The organism is Pseudomonas sp. NPDC089408, assembly GCF_044749445.1.
Classification (GTDB): Bacteria; Pseudomonadota; Gammaproteobacteria; order Pseudomonadales; family Pseudomonadaceae; genus Aquipseudomonas.
Genome location: NZ_JBIVHY010000004.1, coordinates 241,308 through 261,310, shown reverse-complemented (window position 1 = coordinate 261,310; position 20,003 = coordinate 241,308). Strand labels below are relative to the sequence as shown.

At 63.7% G+C, this 20,003-nt stretch carries 17 protein-coding genes and 1 pseudogene; 4 read left to right on the top strand and 14 right to left on the bottom strand.

Going from position 1 to position 20,003, the window contains the following annotated elements; all coding sequences use genetic code 11:
* Positions 1-167: 167 nt before the first annotated feature.
* From ACIP02_RS09325 to zwf, 3 genes are read right to left on the bottom strand one after another with little or no spacing between them, the layout of a single operon-like run.
* The gene (locus ACIP02_RS09325; protein WP_400615475.1) at positions 168-848 is read right to left on the bottom strand and encodes a bifunctional 4-hydroxy-2-oxoglutarate aldolase/2-dehydro-3-deoxy-phosphogluconate aldolase; all 681 of its coding nucleotides are present in this window, start codon (positions 846-848) and stop codon (positions 168-170) included.
* A 17-nt stretch (positions 849-865) separates the two neighbouring features.
* Positions 866-1,579 (bottom strand): 6-phosphogluconolactonase, encoded by a 714-nt coding sequence (pgl, locus tag ACIP02_RS09320; protein WP_400615474.1) that lies wholly within the window; start codon positions 1,577-1,579, stop codon positions 866-868.
* Entirely contained in the window at positions 1,566-3,035 is a 1,470-nt protein-coding gene (gene zwf, locus ACIP02_RS09315) for a glucose-6-phosphate dehydrogenase (RefSeq protein ID WP_400615473.1), read from the bottom strand. The genes pgl and zwf overlap by 14 nt, the downstream gene beginning before the upstream one ends.
* Before the next feature lie 211 nt (positions 3,036-3,246).
* Here zwf and hexR point away from each other — a divergent pair, with 211 nt between their 5' ends.
* Positions 3,247-4,110 carry a DNA-binding transcriptional regulator HexR gene (gene hexR / locus ACIP02_RS09310; protein WP_201200233.1) on the top strand — a complete coding sequence of 288 codons (864 nt, stop codon included), beginning with the start codon at positions 3,247-3,249 and terminating at the stop codon, positions 4,108-4,110.
* On the opposite strand, the gene ACIP02_RS09305 is transcribed toward hexR, so the two are convergent.
* The 11 genes and pseudogenes from ACIP02_RS09305 to edd form a co-directional block, all read right to left on the bottom strand.
* A complete protein-coding gene (locus ACIP02_RS09305; RefSeq protein ID WP_400615472.1) occupies positions 4,103-4,957 on the bottom strand; it encodes a D-hexose-6-phosphate mutarotase in 855 nt (284 codons plus the stop codon). The two genes, hexR and ACIP02_RS09305, sit on opposite strands and share 8 nt — an antisense overlap.
* A gap of 117 nt (positions 4,958-5,074) precedes the next feature.
* Positions 5,075-6,418 carry a carbohydrate porin gene (locus ACIP02_RS09300; protein ID WP_400615471.1) on the bottom strand — a complete coding sequence of 448 codons (1,344 nt, stop codon included), beginning with the start codon at positions 6,416-6,418 and terminating at the stop codon, positions 5,075-5,077.
* A gap of 41 nt (positions 6,419-6,459) precedes the next feature.
* Positions 6,460-7,614 carry an ABC transporter ATP-binding protein gene (locus tag ACIP02_RS09295; RefSeq protein WP_400615469.1) on the bottom strand — a complete coding sequence of 385 codons (1,155 nt, stop codon included), beginning with the start codon at positions 7,612-7,614 and terminating at the stop codon, positions 6,460-6,462.
* 3 nt (positions 7,615-7,617) lie between these two features.
* Entirely contained in the window at positions 7,618-8,463 is an 846-nt protein-coding gene (locus ACIP02_RS09290) for a carbohydrate ABC transporter permease (protein ID WP_400615468.1), read from the bottom strand.
* Positions 8,456-9,364 carry a carbohydrate ABC transporter permease gene (locus ACIP02_RS09285; RefSeq protein WP_009683405.1) on the bottom strand — a complete coding sequence of 303 codons (909 nt, stop codon included), beginning with the start codon at positions 9,362-9,364 and terminating at the stop codon, positions 8,456-8,458. The genes ACIP02_RS09290 and ACIP02_RS09285 overlap by 8 nt, the downstream gene beginning before the upstream one ends.
* A 179-nt stretch (positions 9,365-9,543) precedes the next feature.
* Positions 9,544-10,830, bottom strand: a complete 1,287-nt coding sequence (locus ACIP02_RS09280; protein WP_400615465.1) for an ABC transporter substrate-binding protein — start codon at positions 10,828-10,830, stop codon at positions 9,544-9,546.
* Positions 10,831-10,937: 107 nt separating this feature from the next.
* A pseudogene (locus ACIP02_RS09275) lies at positions 10,938-11,474 on the bottom strand (AGE family epimerase/isomerase); the annotation flags it as partial.
* A gap of 290 nt (positions 11,475-11,764) precedes the next feature.
* Complete coding sequence (locus ACIP02_RS09270) at positions 11,765-13,234, bottom strand: ATP-binding protein (protein WP_400615463.1); 1,470 nt, start codon at positions 13,232-13,234, stop codon at positions 11,765-11,767.
* A complete protein-coding gene (gene gltR, locus ACIP02_RS09265) occupies positions 13,215-13,940 on the bottom strand; it encodes a two-component system response regulator GltR (protein ID WP_400615460.1) in 726 nt (241 codons plus the stop codon). The genes ACIP02_RS09270 and gltR overlap by 20 nt, the downstream gene beginning before the upstream one ends.
* 188 nt (positions 13,941-14,128) lie before the next feature.
* Positions 14,129-15,091: a glucokinase gene (locus tag ACIP02_RS09260; protein ID WP_400615458.1), complete on the bottom strand. Its 963-nt coding sequence runs from the start codon at positions 15,089-15,091 to the stop codon at positions 14,129-14,131.
* Positions 15,088-16,914, bottom strand: coding sequence for a phosphogluconate dehydratase (edd, locus tag ACIP02_RS09255; protein ID WP_400615456.1), 1,827 nt, complete (start codon positions 16,912-16,914; stop codon positions 15,088-15,090). Before edd ends, ACIP02_RS09260 begins: the two co-directional genes overlap by 4 nt.
* A 263-nt stretch (positions 16,915-17,177) precedes the next feature.
* Here edd and gap point away from each other — a divergent pair, with 263 nt between their 5' ends.
* The 3 genes from gap to ACIP02_RS09240 all read left to right on the top strand — a co-directional run bounded on the left by gap (position 17,178) and on the right by ACIP02_RS09240 (position 19,991).
* Positions 17,178-18,179 carry a type I glyceraldehyde-3-phosphate dehydrogenase gene (gene gap, locus ACIP02_RS09250; RefSeq protein WP_400615454.1) on the top strand — a complete coding sequence of 334 codons (1,002 nt, stop codon included), beginning with the start codon at positions 17,178-17,180 and terminating at the stop codon, positions 18,177-18,179.
* Positions 18,180-18,427: 248 nt separating this feature from the next.
* A complete protein-coding gene (locus tag ACIP02_RS09245) occupies positions 18,428-18,940 on the top strand; it encodes an RNA polymerase sigma factor (RefSeq protein WP_400615451.1) in 513 nt (170 codons plus the stop codon).
* Positions 18,941-19,028: 88 nt separating this feature from the next.
* Complete coding sequence (locus ACIP02_RS09240; RefSeq protein ID WP_400615449.1) at positions 19,029-19,991, top strand: FecR family protein; 963 nt, start codon at positions 19,029-19,031, stop codon at positions 19,989-19,991.
* The last annotated feature ends 12 nt before the right edge of the window (positions 19,992-20,003 follow it).

The window sequence follows — 20,003 nt, the reverse complement described above, 5'->3', positions numbered from 1 at the left end:
CCTGTGCGGGCCTCTTCGCGGGTAAACCTGCTCCTACATGGGAACGCAGCCCGTTGTAGGAGCGGGTTCACCCGCGAAGAGGCCCGCACAGGCATTGCAGAAACCTAAGGCAAAAAAAAGGGGCGCCGACCAAGCGCCCCCAATAAGCCGTAAAGCACGCAACAAATTCAGTTGGCGTCCAGCAGCGCCATCGCTTCGGCACTGCACGCTTCAATCCGCGCCCATTCGCCGTTCTTGATCCAGCTGCTGTCGAGCATCCAGGTCCCCCCCACGCACATCACATTGGGCAAGGCCATGTAATTGCGCACGTTGGCCGGGTTCACGCCGCCCGTAGGGCAGAAACGGATATCACCGAACGGCCCGCCAAAAGCTTTGATCGCCGCCACGCCACCGCTGATCTCCGCCGGGAACAGCTTGAAGCGGCGGTAGCCCAGGGCGTAGCCCATCATGATTTCGGACGGGGTGCTGATACCCGGCAGCAGTGGGATTGCGCTGTCCACACCGGCTTCGAGAATGTCCTGGGTAATACCCGGGGTAACGACAAACTGCGCACCCGCTGCTTCAACGGCAGCAAACATGCGGCGATCAAGCACGGTACCGGCGCCGACGCACAGCTCCGGACGCTGCTCGCGCAGTACTTGAATGGCCTTCAGGCCATACTGCGAGCGCAAGGTCACTTCCAGGGTACGGATGCCGCCTGCGGCCAGGGCATCAGCCAGTGGCAGGATGTCTTCCTCACGGGCGATGGTGATTACCGGCAGGATGCGCGCCTTTTCGCAAATGGCGTCGATCCGCGCGGCTTTGTCGGCCATCGAGAGCTTTGGCTGTGGGCGTTCGAGGGTGGTCATGACTGTGGATCCTTGGCTCATGGGCACCAGTAGATGTCCAGGGGGTCGTGAAGAAAAGCGCGAATCGGCATTTCAGTAAGGTCGTTGCCAGCCAGCGCGGCGCGCAGGGTAGCGAGTTTGCCCTGGCCTTGCACGGACAGCGCGATAAAGGCGGCGCTGGCCAGCAGCGAGCGGGTCATCGATAAACGTTGGTGCGGCACGCTCGGCGCCAGCAACGGCAGGCAGCGGCGCGGGTTGGCCAGGTCCAGGCCCGCTTCCAGGTTAGGGCTGGCCGGGAACAACGAGGCGGTATGGCCATCGTCCCCCATGCCCAGCACCAGCACGTCGATTGGCGGCAGCGCAGCGAGGACCTGATCGGCCTTGAGCGCAGCGGCATCGAGGCTCTCCGCCTGCTGGTACAGGCCAACGAAGCGCGCCTTGGCCGCCTCGCCCTTCAGCAGGTGTCGGGCCAGCAGGCCGGCGTTGCTGTCGGCGTGTTCTACCGGCACCCAGCGTTCATCGGCAAGGCTGACCGTGACCTGGGCCCAGTCCAGGTGCTCGCTGGCCAGTTTTTCCAGAAACGGCACCGGGCTGCGGCCACCGGACAGCACCAGGCAGGCCTGGCCCCTGGCAGCGATCGCCGAACGCAGGCGTTCGGCCACATCGTGGGCTTGAATGGCGGCCAGCGCCTTGGCATCTGCCAGCGCGTGTACCTTTACCGCCGCCGGCAGTTTCAGTTCAGATATCCCCATACCACGCCCTCCCATCGCGTGTGATCAGTGCAATCGAGCTCATTGGCCCCCAAGACCCCGCTGCGTATGGCTTGGGCGCATCGCCTGCATTACGCCAGCCGGCGATCAACTGGTCGCACCACTTCCAGGCATACTCGATTTCGTCCTTGCGCACGAACAGGTTCTGGTTGCCCCGCATCACTTCGAGCAGCAAACGCTCATAGGCATCCGGAATCCGCGCACTGCGCCAGGTGTCGGAAAAATTCAGCTGCAACGGGCCGCTGCGCAATTGCATGCCCTTGTCCAGGCCCTGCTCCTTGGTCATCACCCGTAAAGAAATGCCTTCGTCCGGTTGCAGGCGGATGATCAGCTTGTTACCGATCTGCAAACGCTGTTCCGGGGCGAAAATGTAATGCGGCGTTTCCTTGAAGTGGATGACGATCTGCGAAAGCTTTTGCGGCATGCGCTTGCCGGTGCGCAGGTAGAACGGCACGCCCGACCAGCGCCAGTTACGAATGTCGGCGCGCAGGGCAACAAAGGTTTCGGTGTCGCTCTGGGCGTTGGCGTTGTCTTCTTCCAGGTAGCCTGGCACCGCCTTGCCGTCGCTGTAGCCGGCAATGTACTGGCCACGCACCACGCGGGTGCTCAACCCGTCACCGGTGATCGGTGCCAGGGCCTTCAGTACCTTTACCTTCTCGTCGCGGATGGCATCGGCGGACAGTTCGCTGGGCGGGTCCATGGCAATCAGGCACAGCAGCTGCAGCAGGTGGTTCTGGATCATGTCGCGCAGCTGGCCGGCCTTGTCGAAATAACCCCAACGGCCCTCGATGCCGACTTTTTCCGCGACAGTAATCTCCACGTGGGAGATGGAATTCTGGTTCCACTGGGTTTCGAACAGGCTGTTGGCAAAGCGCAGGGCAATCAGGTTCTGCACCGTTTCCTTGCCCAGGTAGTGGTCGATGCGGTAAACCCGGTTTTCCGGAAAGAACCGCGCCACGGCATCGTTGACCCGGCGCGACGACTCCAGGTCGTGGCCAATGGGTTTTTCCAGCACCACCCGGGTGCGCGCAGCCAGGCCGGCCTTGTCGAGGTTCTCGCAGATGGCCCCGTACACCGCTGCCGCCGTGGCGAAGTAGGCAATCAACGGCAGTTCGCCTGGCAGTTGCTCGGCCAGCGCCTGATACCCCTCGGGCTGCAGGAAGTCCAAGTGCTGATAGCTCAGCCGGGCGAGGAAGCGGCCCAGTGCGGCGGGTTCGATATCAGCTTCGGGCACATGGCGGCGCAAATGGGCTTCGATGTGGTCCAGGTGCGCCTGCGCGCTGCCAGCTTCGCGCGCCAGCGCCAGCAGGCGGGTGTCTGGATGCAACAAATTGGCCCGGTCGAGCTGGTAGAGCGCAGGAAACAGCTTGCGCAATGCCAGGTCGCCGAGGGCGCCAAACAGGGCAAAGGTGCAAGGTTCGACACTGATAGCAGCCATGATGTTGGTTCTTTCCTAAAGTTGGTCTAGGAATACCGCTTTCACATACGGTTTTCAAGGGATAATGTAGTAAAAACCACAACATTACACGCAAGTGTTACAGACAAGTGGTACGCCAACCGCACCGACAGTACGATAGACGACCGTGCAAAAAGCCTGCTGCTCCCACAGCCGGCTGTCTTCCCGACCCAAGGACACACCCATGGACCGCGTGCGAAACCTCCTGGAACAGATCCAGGGCCGCCTCGACGAGCTGAACAAGGCCGAACGCAAAGTCGCCGAAGTCATCCTGCTCAACCCGCAACAAGCCACCCGTTTCAGCATCGCAGCGCTGGCCCAGGCGGCCAAGGTCAGCGAGCCGACCGTCAACCGTTTCTGCCGCTCGTTCGGCGTCAGCGGCTACCCGGAACTGAAGCTGCAACTGGCACAAAGCCTGGCCAGCGGCGCCGCCTATGTCAGCCGTGCGGTAGAGGCCGACGATGACCCGGCGGCCTATACTCAGAAGATCTTCGCCAGTGCCATCGCCTCGCTCGACAGCGCCTGCCAGCAACTCGACCCGGCGCAGGTCAGCCGCGCCGTGGACATGATGATCCAGGCGCGGCAGATCCACTTCTTCGGCCTCGGCGCCTCGGCCCCGGTAGCCCTGGATGCGCAGCACAAGTTCTTCCGCTTCAACCTGGCGGTGTCGGCCCATGCCGACGTACTCATGCAACGTATGCTGGCCTCGGTGGCCCACACCGGCGACCTGTTCGTGATCATTTCCTACACCGGGCGCACCCGCGAACTGGTCGAAGTGGCACGCCTGGCCCGCGAAAACGGCGCCTCGGTGCTGGGCCTGACCGCCGCCGGCTCGCCGCTGGCCAACGCCTGCAGCCTGAGCCTGCACATTCCGCTGCCGGAAGACACCGACATCTACATGCCGATGACGTCGCGGATCATCCAGCTGACCGTGCTCGACGTGCTGGCCACCGGCATGACCCTGCGCCGCGGCGTGGACTTCCAGCCACACCTGCGCAAGATCAAGGAAAGCCTCAACGCCAGCCGCTACCCGATCGAGGACGACGAACTCAGCTGAGCCGGTGCGCCTGCAAGCGCAGGTGCGCACGCTGCCCAGGCGCCAGGCTAAGGCCCTCACCGCTGCCGCTGGCGGCTTCGACGCAGACAAACCCCTGCGTTTCGCGGCCGCTCACGCCCATCAGTGGGCGATTGCCCGGGTGCCACACCACGGTATCGTCGCTGTCCCCGGTATCGATGCACAGCTCGCGCTGCCACGCCGGGTCCTGCAGTTGCACGCGCGGCGTGCCGGGGTAGACCTTCTGGCAGCCGCCCTTGAGCTTCAGGGCGCCATCTTCACGGCAGGCCTGGCGGTTCAGGCGGTCGTAACCTTCGATGTCCTCAAGCCCGGATAGCGCTATCTCGGACACGTCACTGATGCGCCAGTAGGCCAGCAGGGCATGGCTCAGTTGGCAAGGTTCGCTGTCTTGATGCTCGGTGCTCAGGCTCAGCTCCATGCGACTGCCCAGCCGGGCATGCAGGTCGACTTGCCAGTCGCACAGGTCCAGCCGCCACTTCAGCGTCACGCCCTCCTCGTCCTCGCGGCTGTCTACCAGTTTCCAGTCCAGCAAACGTGCCCAACCATGAGCCGGCCACAGGTCTTCGCTGGGGTGGCGGCCATACCAGGGCCAGCACACGGGTACACCACCGCGGATCGCGCCCACCTGCGGCCACTGCTCGGCACACCACAGCCAGGGCCGCTCGCCCGCTGGCTGAAAGTGCAACAGCTGCGCGCCCTGGCGGCTGAGCACCGCCTGGCAACGGGGGTGATCGATGATCAGCACATCGCGCTGCTGGTAACGCTCCCACTCGAATGTCGGCCGTGGCCGCTGCGAGGTGAAGAAGCGATGGAGCGGATGTTCGGGCATGGTTCAGAGCTCTTGTTTTTTGAGATAGCGCTGTCTCGGCCTATCCCTGACAACCACTGCAGGCCAGTGGTTGCCGGGAGCCGAAAATGGATTGGCGTAAATTTACAACAAATGCCCTCAGAATGACGACTGAATCTTCAAGCCTGCGACCAGCGCGTTGTCCACCTGGTCCACCCCGCCGGGGCTCTTGATGTACTGCAGGTTGGGCCGTACGGTCAGCCAGTTGGTGACGTGGAAGCCGTAGTAGAGCTCGGCGTTGTACTCGGTACGCTGCAGCGGCACGAAGCCGGGGTTGTCGTAATCGTTGATGCCGCTCTGGGCATTGAGCAGCTCGGCGCGTTTCTTCACGTCGTCATTCACATGAATACGTGCCACGCCAAAACCGATGTCGTCCTTGGGCCGGGCATCGAAGGCGCCCTTGTAGACCAGCCCCACCTGCTGGTAATTGTCGACCACGTTGGTGGCCTTGTCGTGCACGGTGAAGTTGGCGAACAGGCTCAGGCCACGGTTGACGTCCCCCGCGTGGGCGGTGACCTGCTGTTGCGCCACCACCCACCAGCCATGCTTGCTGGAGTGCGACTTGAAGGCCTCGCCGCTTAGCGCCTGTGGGTTGCCGTTGACGTCGTCGAACACATCGTCGGCCTTGGCGGTGCTGTAGTAATAGCCCAGGCGGTACTCGCCCGGCAGGCCGTTGACCTTGGGTGACCACACCGCCTCCACCGGCAGGATCGCCCCCTTGGTGCCACTGCCACTGAGCTTGAAGCCGTTGCCGGTTTCCAGGTTGGACGGGTTCTGCTCGAAAGCGCCGACCTGCACGAAGAATTCCGGGTTGATGTTGTATTTCACCCGCAGCGCCCACTGGCTGACCGGCCAGTTGTACCAGATGCCGCCGACCCAGTTACCCACCTGCGAGCCACAGAAGGCCAGGTTCTGGAAGTCGCACGGGAAGCTGTTGAAGTCCTCGCCCTCACCAAAGCGGCCAAATTTCACATCCAGCGCGCCGTCGAAGTATTTCTGCTTGATCCACATCTGGGTCAGGCGCCAGGTCTGGCCACGGCCCCACACTTCCTGTACCGAGCTGAACTGCCCGGCACGCGGGTCGCTGATGCGGTCGTTGGACAGGTTGCGGCCGCTGCGCTCGGTGATCGCCAGCTTGAACTCGGCGTCATGCCAGCCAAAAATCTTCTGCAGGTCCAGGTGCGCGCCGAGGGCGAACTGGTCGCTGTAGCGGGCGGTCTTGTCGTCGTTGTAGCCGCCGTGCAGGTTGCCGGCCACCTCGCCTACGTAATCGAGGGTGAAGTCATAGCCCTTGTCCAGCAGCTCGGTACGGGTGCCGCCCCAGTCGCCGGTCATCCATTTCGATTCACTGGAAAAGGCCTCGGCAGCCTGTGCGCCGTTGCTGCCAACGATGGCAAGCAAGGCCAGCGAGCCTAATGTCCTGATGCGTTTGCGCTGTTCCATCCCTTTGCGTCCTCTTTTTTCTTATTGATGGTGTAGACGAGTTAGCGGCCTTTGAAGTGAGCCACGTTGTCCTTTACGGCTGCGGCAGTGCTGGCCAGGTGCAGGCGCTGGCCGCTGTTGGCGTCGAACAGCAGTACCCGCGCCGGGTCGAACTGCAGGTTGAGACTGTCACCCACCTGGCACGCCACATCCGGCGCCAGGCGACAGCACACCTTGGTCTGGTTGAGCGTGACGAACACCAGCAGGTCCGGCCCGGTGGGCTCGGTCACCTGCACTTCGGCGCGAATGCCTGGCAGGCCGTTGCCCTCCCCTGCCCCCAGGGCAACCTGCTCGGGGCGAATGCCAAGGATGATCTCGCGGCCATCCAGTTCCTCGGTAGCAAGCCCCAATGGCAGCTCGCAGCGCGCCTGGCCGCTGTCGAGCAGCGCCAACACGCGACCGTCTTCTTTGGTCAGGTGCACCGGGATGAAGTTCATCGGCGGTGAACCAATGAAGCTGGCGACAAACTGGTTGGCCGGGTCGTTGTAGATCTGTTGCGGCGTGCCGAACTGCTGAATGATGCCGTCCTTCATCACAGCCACCTTGTCGCCCAGGGTCATGGCTTCGATCTGGTCATGGGTGACGTACACGGTGGTGGTCTTCAGCCGTTGGTGCATCAGTTTCATTTCGGTGCGCATCTCGACCCGCAGCTTGGCATCCAGGTTGGACAGCGGCTCGTCGAACAAGTAGATCTTCGGTCGCCGCGCCAGCGCCCGGCCCATGGCCACCCGCTGCTGCTGGCCACCAGACAGCTGCGCCGGTTTGCGCGCCAGCAGGTGCTCGATCTGCAGCAGCTTGGCCACCCGTGCGACCTCTTCGTCGATGGCGGCCTGGGGCAGCTTGCGGATTTTCAGGCCAAACTCGATGTTCTCGCGCACGCTCATGGTCGGGTACAGCGCGTACGACTGGAACACCATGGCAATGTCACGGTCCTTGGGGCTCATGCCACTGACGTCTTGCTGGTCGATGAGGATCGCCCCGCCGGTGATCTGCTCCAGGCCGGCGATGCAGTTCATCAGCGTGGATTTGCCGCAGCCCGACGGGCCGACCAGGATCAGGAACTCGCCGTCCCTGATCGACAACTGGATGTCCTTGAGGGTATCTGGCAGGCCACTGCCGTAGGTCTTGTTCACATTGCGCAGTTCGAGCGTTGCCATGACTTACCCCTTGACCGCGCCGGCGGTCAGCCCGCGCACGAAATATTTGCCTGCCACCACGTAGACCAGCAGGGTTGGCAGGCCGGCGATCATCGCCGCCGCCATGTCGACGTTGTATTCCTTGGCCCCGGTGCTGGTGTTGACCAGGTTGTTCAAGGCCACGGTGATCGGTTGCGAGTCGCCGCTGGAGAACACCACGCCGAATAGAAAGTCGTTCCAGATCTGGGTGAATTGCCAGATCAGGCAAACCATGATGATCGGCGTCGACATCGGCAGGATGATGCGGCGGAAGATGGTGAAAAACCCCGCCCCGTCCAGGCGCGCCGCCTTGACCAGCGCGTCGGGAATGCTCACGTAGAAGTTGCGGAAGAACAGCGTGGTGAAGGCCAGGCCATACACCACGTGCACCAGCACCAGGCCGCTGGTGGTGCTGGCCAGGCCGAGCTTGCCGAGGGTGAAGGAGGCCGGCAGCAATACGGTCTGGAACGGCAGGAAGCAACCGAACAGCAGCAGGCCGAAGAACAGCTGCGAACCGCGAAAGCGCCACATCGACAGCACATAGCCGTTCAGCGCACCGATGGCGGTAGAGATCAGCACTGCGGGCACGGTGATCATGATCGAGTTCCAGAAATACCCGCTGACCGTGCCCCAGGCCTTGACCCAACCGATGCCGGTGATCACTGTCGGCCAGCTCAGCAGGTTACCGCTGCTGATGTCTTCCGGGGACTTGAAGCTGGTCAGCAGCATCACCACCAGCGGCACCAGGTACAGCAGCACGGCGATCAGCAATACCGCGTGGATGGCGATGCGGCTTGCGCTCAGCGGCGCCTTGTCGACAGGGCTATGCATGGCGTTTGCTCCGCAGCTCCGAGTACAGGTACGGCACGAGGATCGCCAGGATTGCCCCGAGCATGAGGATGGCGCTGGCCGAGCCCATGCCCATCTGGCCGCGGCTGAAGGTGAACGAATACATGAACATGGCTGGCAGGTCAGACGAGTAGCCCGGGCCACCGGCGGTCATCGCCGCGACCAGGTCGAAGCTCTTGATGGCGATGTGCGAGAGGATCATCAGTGCGCTGAAGAACACCGGTCGCAGGCTGGGCAGCACGACCGTCCAGTAGATGCGCGGCAGGCTGGCGCCGTCGATCTGCGCGGCCCGGATAATCGACTGATCGACGCCGCGCAGGCCGGCAAGGAACATCGCCATGATGAAACCCGATGCCTGCCACACGGCGGCGATCACCAGGCAGTACACCACCCGGTCGGGGTCGATCAGCCAGTCCAGGCGAAAGCCCTCCCAGCCCCAGTCACGCAGCAGCTTGTCCAGGCCCATGCCAGGGTTAAGCAGCCACTTCCAGGCGGTGCCGGTAACGATCATCGACAGCGCCATGGGGTATAGGTAAATGGTGCGGATAAAGCCCTCGCGGCGAATGCGCTGGTCGAGCAATACCGCCAGCAGAACGCCGATGGCCAGGCTGATGGCGATGAACAGGCCGCCGAACAGCAACAGGTTCTTGCTGGCGACCCACCAGCGGTCGTTGTCGAACAGCCGGGCGTACTGCGCCAGGCCGGCCCATTTGTAGGTGGGCAGGAAGGTCGAGGTGGTGAAGGACAGCACAAAGGTCCAGAGGATGTAGCCGTAGAAGCCCACCAGGACAATGAACATGCTCGGCGCCAGCACCAGTTTGGGTAGCCAGCGCTGTAGTGCGTCCAGGGGGGAGGCCCGCAGTTGGGCGGTGGTTGTGGTCATGGTTCACCTCAAAGGCGTCGCACTCCCTGTAGGAGCGGCCTTGCGTCGCGAAGGGCTGCAAAGCAGCCCCAAGGACTCAAGATCAACACCTACCTGAAAGATCGAGTGCGCAGGTTTTGGGGCTGCTGCGCAGCCCATCGCGACGCAAGGCCGCTCCTACAACGGGATTGCGTCAGCCCTTACTGGGCAGCCTTGATCGCCGCTGCCAGCTTCTTCGCCGCATCGGCCGGGTCGGCCTTGGGGTCGTTGATGTAGTTGGTCACCACATCGAAGAACGCACCCTGCACGGCCAGCGTGGTGGCCATGTTGTGCGCCATGCTCGGCTGCAGGCCGCCGGTTTTGGCGTCGGCGAGGAAGTCCTTGGCGGAGGTTTGCGCGCAGGCGTCGAAGCCGTACTTGCCCATGTCGGCAAGCATGTCGTTGCGCACCGGGATCGAGCCTTTATTCGTGCTGAAGACCTTCTGGAAGTCTTCGCCCAGCACCTTGCGCGCGATGTCCTGCTGACCGGCAGAGGTGCCGGCATTGTTCTGCTTGAACACCACCAGCGAGTCAATGTTGTACAGGAAGGCCTTGTCGGTACCGGGGAATGGCACGCACTGGTAATCCTTGCCGGCAGTTTTCTTCGCCAGGGTCCACTCGCTCTTGGCCCAGTCGCCCATGATCTGCATGCCGGCCTTGCCGTTGATGACCTTGGCCGCTTCCAGGTTCCAGTCCTGGCCTTTGCCATCCGGGTCCATGTAGGTGGCAACCTTTTTCAGCTCGGTCAACGCCTTGACCATCTGTGGGCCGGTCAGGGTCGCGCTGTCGAGGTCGACCATGGCCTTTTTGTAGCCATCGGCGCCCATCACCGCCAGCACCACGCTTTCGAACACAGTGCTGTCCTGCCACGGCTGGCCACCGTGGGCCAGCGGGATGAAGCCGGCGGCCTTGAGCTTGTCGGCAGCGGCGTAGAATTCGTCGAGTGTGGTGGGCGCCTTGTCGATGCCGGCCTTCTTGAAGACTCCGGGGTTGATCCACAGCCAGTTGATGCGGTGGATATTCACCGGAACGGCGACGTAGTCACCGTCGTACTTCACGGTGTCAGCGACCTTCTTGTCGAGCAGCGAGTCCCATTTTTCTTGCTTGGCCACATCCTTGAGCACATCGGCGTCGAGCAGGCCGGTGGCCGCCCAGTCCTGGATGTCCGGGCCTTTGATCTGCGCCACACCTGGCGGGTTGCCAGCGACGGCGCGGCTCTTGAGTACGGTCATGGCCGTGGCACCGCCACCACCGGCAACGGCGCCGTCCTTCCAGGTGAAACCGTCTTTTTCGACCTGTGCCTTGAGCACATCGACCGCCGCTTTTTCACCGCCGGAAGTCCACCAGTGCACCACTTCGACACTGCCTTTGGATTCGGCAGCCTGGGCGCCGAGCGGGAGTAAAGAGGCCAAGGATATAGCGGCAGCGAGACGGAGCGTGGAATTCATCGAAGCACCTTTCTTGTTGTTATGCCGTGCAAGTCGATCGCTTGCGTAGCATGGAGTCTAAACAGCGAGCCCGCTTCGCCAGGTAACGAAGCGATGCGTGAATGTCATCATCTGGTTACATTGCCGGCCAGGTTGCTGGCCAGGCTGAGAGCAAGCGGCAAGCCTGGCAGCAGCAGCGCCTGATAGGCGTGATACAGGTCGGGTTTGCCCGGCCAGAGGGTCCCGGCTGGCCGAGTGTGGGCATCGAGTTCGTGGTGCCAGCTGCCAGCGACAGGGTCGATGAAGTGGTTGGCGATGAAGCCCCAGCAGTTGCGGTACCACTGCTCCAACCACAGGCTGTTGCCGGTGACATCTGCCAGGGCCAGGAAGGCCTCGGTCGCGTGCATGTTGCTGATGGCGCCTCGGTACGGCTCAGGCAGTTGCCAGGCGCGGGAAAAGCTTTCCCGAAGGGCGCCTTCGGCTTCGCTCCAGAAGTGCGTTTCGATCACCTGGATGGCGTCTGCCAGCAAGGCGTGGGCAGCGGCTGCGCCGGCCACCACGGCCGAGCTGGCGGCAAGGGCGACGAAGGCGTGCAGGTAGGCGGCCTTGCCACTGTCTTGCTGGCCACCGGGGTGGGCGAACCAGCCGCCGTAGCTGGCGTCCTGCGCCTGGCGCCAGTCGCTGTGGGCCGGGGCATTGAGCCAGCTGGTAGGGGGCAGGTTGAGGGTGTTCATGGGCCAGCTTGATCCTTGCCAGTCGTTTGCGAATTCTAGCCAGCGGGGTTTGGGGGGATGTCACGAAGGACGGTGGGATTGTCACTGGGCAGTGACATTTCGGATGCCTGTGCTGGCCTCTTCGCGGGTAAACCCGCTCCTACATGTACAGTGCATTGCTTACACGGTCGTTGTAGGAGCGGGTTTACCCGCGAAGAGGCCCCAACAGGCAACACAGAAAATCAGTCCATACCCCGCGGCAGGTACAAGGTCACCCGTAACCCGCCCTCACGCAGGTTCAGCAAGCTCACCTCACCGCCATGGCTATGGGCAATGTTGCGCGCAATCCCCAACCCCAGACCGTACCCCTGCTGCTGCCCGGCCAGACGGAAATGCGGCTCGAACACCTGCTCCAGCTGCTGCTGCGGCACCCCCGGCCCCTGGTCGTCCACTTGCAGCACAAAGCCCTCGACCCCGTCGATGATGCGCAACCGTGCCCGCTCGCCATACTTGATGGCGTTGTCGATCAGGTTGCCGATGCAGCGCCGCAGCGCCAACGGCTTGCCTGGGTATGGCGCCAGAGCCCGGCCGTCGACCGTGATGCGGCCATCGCCCAGGTAAGGTTCGGCCAGGATTTCCAGCACCTGGTTGAGGTCGACCGGCTCGATGTTCTCGTGGATGTCGGTGTCCTTCACGCACTGCAACGCGCCTTTGACCAGCAGCTCCAGCTCGTCGAGGTCCTGGCTGAACTTGGCCTGCAGGCGCTCGTCCTCCAGCAGTTCGACACGCAGGCGCAAGCGGGTGATCGGCGTACGCAGGTCATGGGAAATAGCGCTGAACAGCTGGCTGCGTTCGGTGAGGTAGCGGCTGATGCGCTCGCGCATGCTGTTGAATGCCCGGCTGACCTCGACCACTTCGCTGCCGCCACCTTCGGCCACGGGCGCCACATCGGCACCCAGTGACATCTCCCGCGCGGCCCGCGCCAGGCGTTTGAGTGGCCAGCTTTGCCAGTGCACCAGCAAGCCGATGAACAACAGCAACAAGGCCGTGGTCAGCACGATGAAACCGATCTGCTGGCGCGGCAGGCGTTCGGTTTCCAGGCTGGTGTACGGCTCGGGCAACAGCGAGGCAATGTACAGCCACTCGCCCTTCCCCAGGCGGATCTGCGTCACCAGTACCGGTGGTTTCAGCGGTTCCAGGGTCAGCGAGTAATGCGCCCATGAACGTGGCAACTCGTCGAGCTTGAGGCCGCTGTTGAAGATGCGCAGGTCGTCTGGCCCGACAAACTCCACGGAAATTTCCATCTGTGAACCCAGCCGCTCGTGCAATACCTGCTGGAACACATCGATCACCGCCTGCTTGCGCGGGGTGACGGGCAGTGCCTGCATGTCCAGCGGCGTGGCGTTGAGCGACACGAAAAACCGCGTGCCGCCCATGCTGCGCAACTGGTCGAGCACCAACGGCCGATAGCCCACAGGCAGCGAGCGGAAGTAACTGACGCTGGCGCTCATCGAATGGGCCAGGCTGCTGGCACTGGCACGCAGGCCTTGCAATTGACTGGCGCGCAATTGCGACACCCAGATGATGCTGGACAAGCCTTGGGCCAGCAGCACGACCAGCAGGGTCAGCAGCAGCATGCGCCCCAGCAGCGAGCGCGGCAGCAGCGAGCGCGGCAGCAGGCGCCAGCGCCGCTCAGGGCGCACAGCAGACATGTGCCGCCAGCAGGTAGCCACTGCCGCGCACGGTGCGGATCAGCCGGGGAGGCTTGTCGGTATCACGCAGGCGCTGGCGCAGGCGGCTGACCGCCATGTCGACGATACGGTCCAGCGGCATCGGCTCGCGGCCACGGGTAGCGTTGCCGATGGTGTCGCGGTCGAGGATCTGTTGCGGGTGGTCGAGGAACAGCTTGAGCAGGGCAAAGTCGGCGCCAGAGAGGATCACTTCCTCACCATCACGATGAAACAGCCGGTGGCTGACCGTATCCAGGCGCCAGTCATCGAAGGCCAGCACGGCACTGCCCGGCGCCGCCTGACCAAACTCGGCGCGGCGCAGCAGGGCCTTGATCCGCGCTTGCAGCTCGCGCGGGCTGAAGGGTTTGCCCAGGTAATCGTCGGCGCCCAGTTCCAGGCCGATGACCCGGTCGGCTTCGTCGGAGCTGGCGGTGAGCATGATGATTGGCACGCGGGCCTGGCGCGGGTGCTGGCGGATCCAGCGGCACAGGCTGAAACCGTCTTCGTCGGGGAGCATGACGTCGAGAATGACCAGGTCACAGGGGGTGCTTTCCAGCGCGCGGCGAAAGCCGGCGCCATCGGCCTCGGCATGCACCTGGAAGCCGGAGCGGCTCAGGTAGGTTTGCAGCAGTTCGCGGATTTCCTGGTCGTCGTCGACCATCAGGATCGATTTGCCGGCAGTGCTCAAGGTGGTCCTTCCTCTTGTTGATTACAGGTCTTGGTTGCCTGTTATTGGGGCCGCTTCGCGCCCCGTCCGACCGGTCCGGCGCCCCGCCAAGGCCGCTCCTACAGGGACCGCGCAATGCCAGAAATATCTGCGGTCCCCTGTAGGAGCGGCCTTGTGTCGCGATGGGCCGCGCAGCGGCCCCTTGTCAGCTATCCGTGATCCAAAGCCTGCTGCAAAGCCACCCCGGCCCCCAGCAACCCGGAAAACTCCGCCGTCACCAGCCACACCGGCACGCCAGCGAAATAGCCACTCATGCAACCCTTGTCGGCAAAGCTTGCGGCAAACCCGCTGCGCAGGAACAGCTCGGCAAAGCGCGGGATCACCCCGCCGACAATATAGACCCCGCCCCGCGCGCCCAGCGTGAGCACATTGTTACCAGCGACTCGGCCGAGAAACCGGCAGAACTGCTCAACCACCGCCAGCGCCCGCGGCTCGCCGCCCAGCGCAGCATCGGTGATCTGCGCCGGGGAAGTGTGCCGAGGTATGTCACCGTCCAGCGCGCACATCGCCTGGTACAGCCGCACCAGGCCGCCGCCACTGAGCACGGTCTCGGCACTGACATGGCCGATCTGCCCGTGAATCTGCTGGTGAATCGCCGCTTCGCGGGCATTGCCCACGGGCAGGTCGACATGCCCGCCCTCCCCTGGCAAAGCCTGCCAGTGCTGCTCGCCAAGGCGCAACAGCGAGCCCACGCCCAGGCCGGTACCTGGCCCGATGACCAGCGCCGGTCGCGCCGGGTCGGCCTGGCCGGGGCACACTTCGCGGAACTCACCCTCGCGCAGGCGGGTCATGCCCAGCGCCATGGCGGTGAAGTCGTTGATCAGTAACAGCCGCTCGACCTGCAAGGTCTTGCAGAAAGCACTACGGCTCAGGCGCCAGTGGTTGTTGGTAAAGCGAAACTCATCGCCATCGACCGGCCCGGCCACCGCCAGGCACACCGCCGCCAGGCCGCCACGGGCGATACCCTGGCCATGCAGGTAGGCCTCGATGGCCTGCTCCGGGCTGGTGTAGTCCGCGGTGGCGAAGACTTTTACCTCATGCAGCTGGTTGTCACGCCACAACGCAAAACGGGCATTGGTGCCGCCGATGTCGCCAACCAGCAGGTCCTTCATTTGAGCTTCTCCAGGGCCGAGGTAAAGGCACTGGCGCCCTGCTCTGCCGGGCTGAACGCCATGCGCATGAAGCCGAACAGCTCGCGCCCGCAGCCCAGGTCGTTGCCCTGGGGCGCCGGCGGCAGATCTCGGCTGGCCAGTTCTTCGGCCGACACCATCACCCGCAGCGTGCCTTCGACACCATCGACCCGCACGATATCACCATCGCGCACCCGCGCCAGCGGGCCGCCGTCATAAGCTTCTGGGCAAACGTGGATGGCCGCCGGGATCTTGCCCGAGGCACCGGACATGCGCCCGTCGGTCACCAGCGCCACCTTGAAGCCACGGTCCTGCAACACGCCGAGGAACGGCGTGAGCTTGTGCAGTTCCGGCATCCCGTTGCAACGTGGCCCCTGGAAACGCACCACGGCGACAAAATCGCACTCCAGCTCACCGGCCTTGAACGCATCGGCCAGCGACTGCTGATCGTGGAACACCCGCGCCGGGGCCTCGACCACCTGGTGCTCGGCGGCGACGGCCGACACTTTCATCACGCCACGGCCGAGGTTGCCTTCCATCACCCGCAGGCCGCCTTCGGCCGAGAACGGCCGCGCCACCGGGCGCAGGATGCTTTCGTCCAGGCTGTGCTGCGGCCCTTCGCGCCACACCAGCTTGCCATTGTCGAGGAACGGTTCCTGGGTGTAGCGGCGCAGGCCATGGCCGGCGACGGTGTTGACGTCTTCGTGCAGCAGCCCCGCGTCGAGCAGCTCGCGGATCAGGAAGGCCATGCCGCCAGCCGCCTGGAAGTGGTTGATGTCGGCCTTGCCATTGGGGTAGACGTGCGACAGGGTCGGCACCACTTCGGAGAGGTCGGCCATGTCTTGCCAAGTCAGCTGGATACCCGCCGCCTGTGCAATCGCCGGGATGTGCAGGGTGTGGTTGGTCGAGCCACCGGTGGCGTGCAAGGCGACGATGGAGTTGACCAGGGCCTTCTCGTCGACGATTTCGCCCAGTGGCATGAAGCTGCCGCTGGCCTTGGTCATGCGCGTGACCTGCTGCGCGGCCTCGGCGGTGAGCGCGTCGCGCAGTGGGGTATACGGGTTGACGAACGAGGCGCCCGGCAAGTGCAGGCCCATGACTTCCATCACCAGCTGGTTGGTGTTGGCGGTGCCGTAGAACGTGCAGGTGCCAGGGCTGTGGTAAGACTTCATTTCCGATTCCAGCAGCTCTTCGCGGCTGGCTTTGCCTTCGGCATAGCGTTGGCGCACGTCGGCCTTCTGCTTGTTGGAAATGCCGGAAACCATCGGCCCACCCGGGACGAAGATGGTCGGCAAATGGCCGAAGCGCAGCGCCCCCATCATCAGGCCGGGGACGATCTTGTCGCAGATGCCCAGCATCAGCGCGGCGTCGAACATGTTGTGCGACAGCGCTACCGCAGTGGACATGGCGATGACTTCGCGGCTTGCGATGGCCAGCTCCATGCCGGGCTCGCCTTGGGTCACACCATCGCACATGGCCGGCACGCCACCGGCGAACTGGCCGACCGAACCGACCTCGCGCAGCGCCTGCTTGATCTGCTCAGGGAAGTGCAGGTACGGCTGATGGGCCGACAGCATGTCGTTGTAGGCCGAGACGATGGCCACGTTGGCCGCGTTCATCAGGCGCAGGGCCTGCTTGTCGTCGCTGCCGCAACCGGCCACGCCGTGGGCGAAGTTGGCGCACTGCAGGCTGGCACGCATAGGCCCGTCACTGGCCGCGCCGCGAATCAGCTGCAGATAGCGTTCGCGGGTGGCACGGCTGCGTTCGATCAGCCGCTGGGTGACCTCAAGGATGCGCGGATGCATGTACTGGACTCCAGGCTAATTGTAAGGGCGGTTTACGGGCATTTCCCCTCCAAACGATTGCGGCCTAGGCTCAAGGTAAGGAGCCCGCTGCATCGGCGGAGGCACATCGCCCAACCACTCGTTGTATGTTTAAACAAAATACTGCCACTAAAAAGGCTTGTTTTCTATCTGCCAGTGAATAATCTTGTAATTCCAACAACAAAACCGTTTCAGTGAAGCTCCTTTGTGCCACAGGTTTCACTCGGACTGCCAGAGGTACTGCCATGACCCTACGTATCGCCATCAATGGATTCGGCCGCATCGGGCGCAACGTCCTGCGCGCACTGTATACCCAAGGCTACCGCCAGGACCTGCAGGTCGTCGCCATCAACGACCTGGGCGACAGCGCCATGAATGCCCACCTGCTCAAGTACGACAGCGTGCACGGCGCCTTCGACGCCACGGTAGAGGCCGACCACGAAAGCATCACGGTCAATGGTGACCGCATCGCGGTCAGTGCCATTCGCAACCCGGCCGAACTGCCTTGGAAGGCCGAAGCCATCGACGTGGTGTTCGAGTGCACCGGGTTGTTCACCGAGCGCGCCAAGGCTGCCGCCCACCTGGCCGCCGGGGCGAGCAAGGTGATTGTCTCGGCGCCGGGCAAGGGTGTCGATGCCACGGTGGTGTACGGGGTCAACCATGACATCCTGCGGGCTTCCCACCAGGTCATTTCCAACGCCTCCTGCACCACCAACTGCCTGGCGCCGATTGCCCAGGTGCTGCACCGCGAGTTCGGTATCGAGCAGGGCCTGATGACCACCATTCACGCCTACACCAACGACCAGGTGTTGACCGACGTGTACCACGGCGACCCGTACCGCGCGCGTTCGGCCACCCAGTCGATGATCCCGAGCAAGACCGGTGCGGCCGAAGCCGTGGGCCTGGTGCTGCCGGAGCTGGCCGGCAAGCTGACCGGCATGGCGGTGCGTGTGCCGGTGATCAACGTGTCGCTGATGGACCTCACCGTCAACCTCAAGCGCGAGGCCACGACCGAGCAGGTCAACCAACTGTTCCTCGAGGCCAGCAAGCATTCCAAGGTATTGGGCTACAACGCCTTGCCATTGGTTTCCTGCGATTTCAACCACAACCCGCTGTCGTCGATCTTCGATGCCAACCATACCCGGGCCAATGGGCGCATGCTCAAGGTGCTGGCGTGGTATGACAACGAGTGGGGGTTCAGCAACCGGATGCTGGATAACTGTTTGGCGCTGTGCAGCGCGCGCTAAGCCTTGGCACGCTCCCTTGTAGGAGCGGCCTTGCGTCGCGATGGGCCGCAAAGCGGCCCCTGGATTTCAGCCTTTGGGCATAGATTTCTGGGGCTGCTTTGCAGCCCATCGCGACGCAAGGCCGCTCCTACAGTGACCGCGCAGGGCCTGCAGGCTCACAATCTTTACCTTTTCCTAACATTTCCACACTTGACCTTCGATATGGATGATAAGCATTATCATTAACCTTTCGTCGGCCAGGTCCCCCCGTGAGTCAGTCCCGGTTCAACTCTGTCTTCCTCGTTCAGCGCCTTACCCTGCTGCGCACCCTGCAGCGCATGGTCGGCAACCCCAGCACGGCCGAAGACCTGCTGCAGGAAACCTACCTGCGGGTGTCCCGTGCCCTGGGCGAGCGGCCGATCGAGCATATCGAGCCGTTTGTGTTCCAGACGGCGCGCAACCTCGCGCTCGACCACCTGCGCGCGCGCCGGGTACAGGCGCGCATGCTGGTCGACGACGTGCCCGACGAGGTGCTGCACAGCGTGGCCGCGCCCGCCAGCAGCAGCGAGGATGCTGCCCATGCCGAACAGTTGCTCAGGCACCTCAGCGTCAGCCTCAACCAGTTGAGCGAGCGCCAGCAGCGCATCTTCATCCTCAGCCGCCTGCATGGCGCCACCTACCTGGAAATTGCCGAACAACTGAATGTTTCGGCCAGCACGGTACAGAAGGAACTGAAACTGATCATGGCCATCTGCCTGGGTGTAGCCGATCGCCTCAAGTGAGCCGCGAACAGGCGAGCGGTAGCGCAAAGCGCTTGCCACACCCTGCCCGAGCCTTGATCATTCGCAAAAACCCACTCAAGGATTCACCGTGACCGACCGCCCTGCCCCTCGCCCGTCACCTGCCGGGCCCAGCGCCCGTGCTCGTGCCATGGACGAGGCGCTGGACTGGCTGGTGCGCCTGCAATGTGCCGATGCCGAAGACACCCAGGCATTTGAAGCGTGGTTGAGCGCCGCACCGGAAAACGCCGAGGCCTACGTCGAGGCCGAAGCGCTGTGGAACGGTACGCCGCTGCACCAGGTGGCCACGCAACTGCACCGACAGCAGCGCCGCTCGTGGCGCGGGCGCCTGCGCAGCCACTGGAAACCCCTGGCCACTGCAGCTGTGCTGCTGGTTGGGCTGTTCACCGTCGGCAACTTGCCCACGCGCCTGCAGGCCGACCACCTGACCGTGGTCGGTGAGCGCCAGCGCCTGCAGCTGGAGGACGGCGCAAAAGTACTGCTCAACACCAACTCGGCGTTTGCCAGCGACCGTCGTGACGGCCGCCAGGTCGCCCGCTTGCTGCAGGGCGAGGCGTACTTCCAGGTTTCCGCTGGCGCGCTGTTGCCGCTGGAGGTAGAGGCTGGGCCATTGCGTGCGCAGGTACGCGACACCGACTTTGCCGTGCGCTACCTCGACGGCGAAGCACAGGTGCGGGTGCAGCGCGGCGATGTCGACCTGCAGGGCGCGCGCGACCAGCGCATTCGCCTGAGCGCTGGCGACAGCATCAGCGTCGGCCCACAGGGCTTTGGCCAGCGCCAGCGCCCCGACATGCACAAAGACCTGGCCTGGATCGACGGCCGCCTGGTGTTCGAGAACTGCCCGCTGAGCCAGGTGCTGGCCGAGGTGCGGCGTTACTACCCGGGCTGGATCATCAACCGCAATGCGCAATTGCAAGATGTTGCCGTCACCGGCAACTACCGCCTTGACCAGCCGCTGGAAACCCTGCGTGCGCTGGCCCACATCACCTCGGCACAGCTGCATGAGTACCCGGCGCTGGTGATCCTGAACTGACCGCATCAGCCA

Excerpts from the sequence above, each read along its gene's own strand:
- ACIP02_RS09280 (WP_400615465.1), bottom strand. The coding sequence starts at position 10,830 with ATGAATTCCACGCTCCGTCTCGCTGCCGCTATATCCTTGGCCTCTTTA.
- ACIP02_RS09295 (WP_400615469.1), bottom strand. The coding sequence starts at position 7,614 with ATGGCAACGCTCGAACTGCGCAATGTGAACAAGACCTACGGCAGTGGC.
- edd (WP_400615456.1), bottom strand. The coding sequence starts at position 16,914 with ATGCATCCGCGCATCCTTGAGGTCACCCAGCGGCTGATCGAACGCAGC.
- ACIP02_RS09285 (WP_009683405.1), bottom strand. The coding sequence starts at position 9,364 with ATGACCACAACCACCGCCCAACTGCGGGCCTCCCCCCTGGACGCACTA.
- ACIP02_RS09305 (WP_400615472.1), bottom strand. The coding sequence starts at position 4,957 with ATGCCCGAACATCCGCTCCATCGCTTCTTCACCTCGCAGCGGCCACGG.
- gap (WP_400615454.1), top strand. The coding sequence starts at position 17,178 with ATGACCCTACGTATCGCCATCAATGGATTCGGCCGCATCGGGCGCAAC.
- ACIP02_RS09290 (WP_400615468.1), bottom strand. The coding sequence starts at position 8,463 with ATGCATAGCCCTGTCGACAAGGCGCCGCTGAGCGCAAGCCGCATCGCC.
- ACIP02_RS09260 (WP_400615458.1), bottom strand. The coding sequence starts at position 15,091 with ATGAAGGACCTGCTGGTTGGCGACATCGGCGGCACCAATGCCCGTTTT.
- zwf (WP_400615473.1), bottom strand. The coding sequence starts at position 3,035 with ATGGCTGCTATCAGTGTCGAACCTTGCACCTTTGCCCTGTTTGGCGCC.
- ACIP02_RS09270 (WP_400615463.1), bottom strand. The coding sequence starts at position 13,234 with ATGTCTGCTGTGCGCCCTGAGCGGCGCTGGCGCCTGCTGCCGCGCTCG.
- ACIP02_RS09300 (WP_400615471.1), bottom strand. The coding sequence starts at position 6,418 with ATGGAACAGCGCAAACGCATCAGGACATTAGGCTCGCTGGCCTTGCTT.
- pgl (WP_400615474.1), bottom strand. The coding sequence starts at position 1,579 with ATGGGGATATCTGAACTGAAACTGCCGGCGGCGGTAAAGGTACACGCG.
- ACIP02_RS09325 (WP_400615475.1), bottom strand. The coding sequence starts at position 848 with ATGACCACCCTCGAACGCCCACAGCCAAAGCTCTCGATGGCCGACAAA.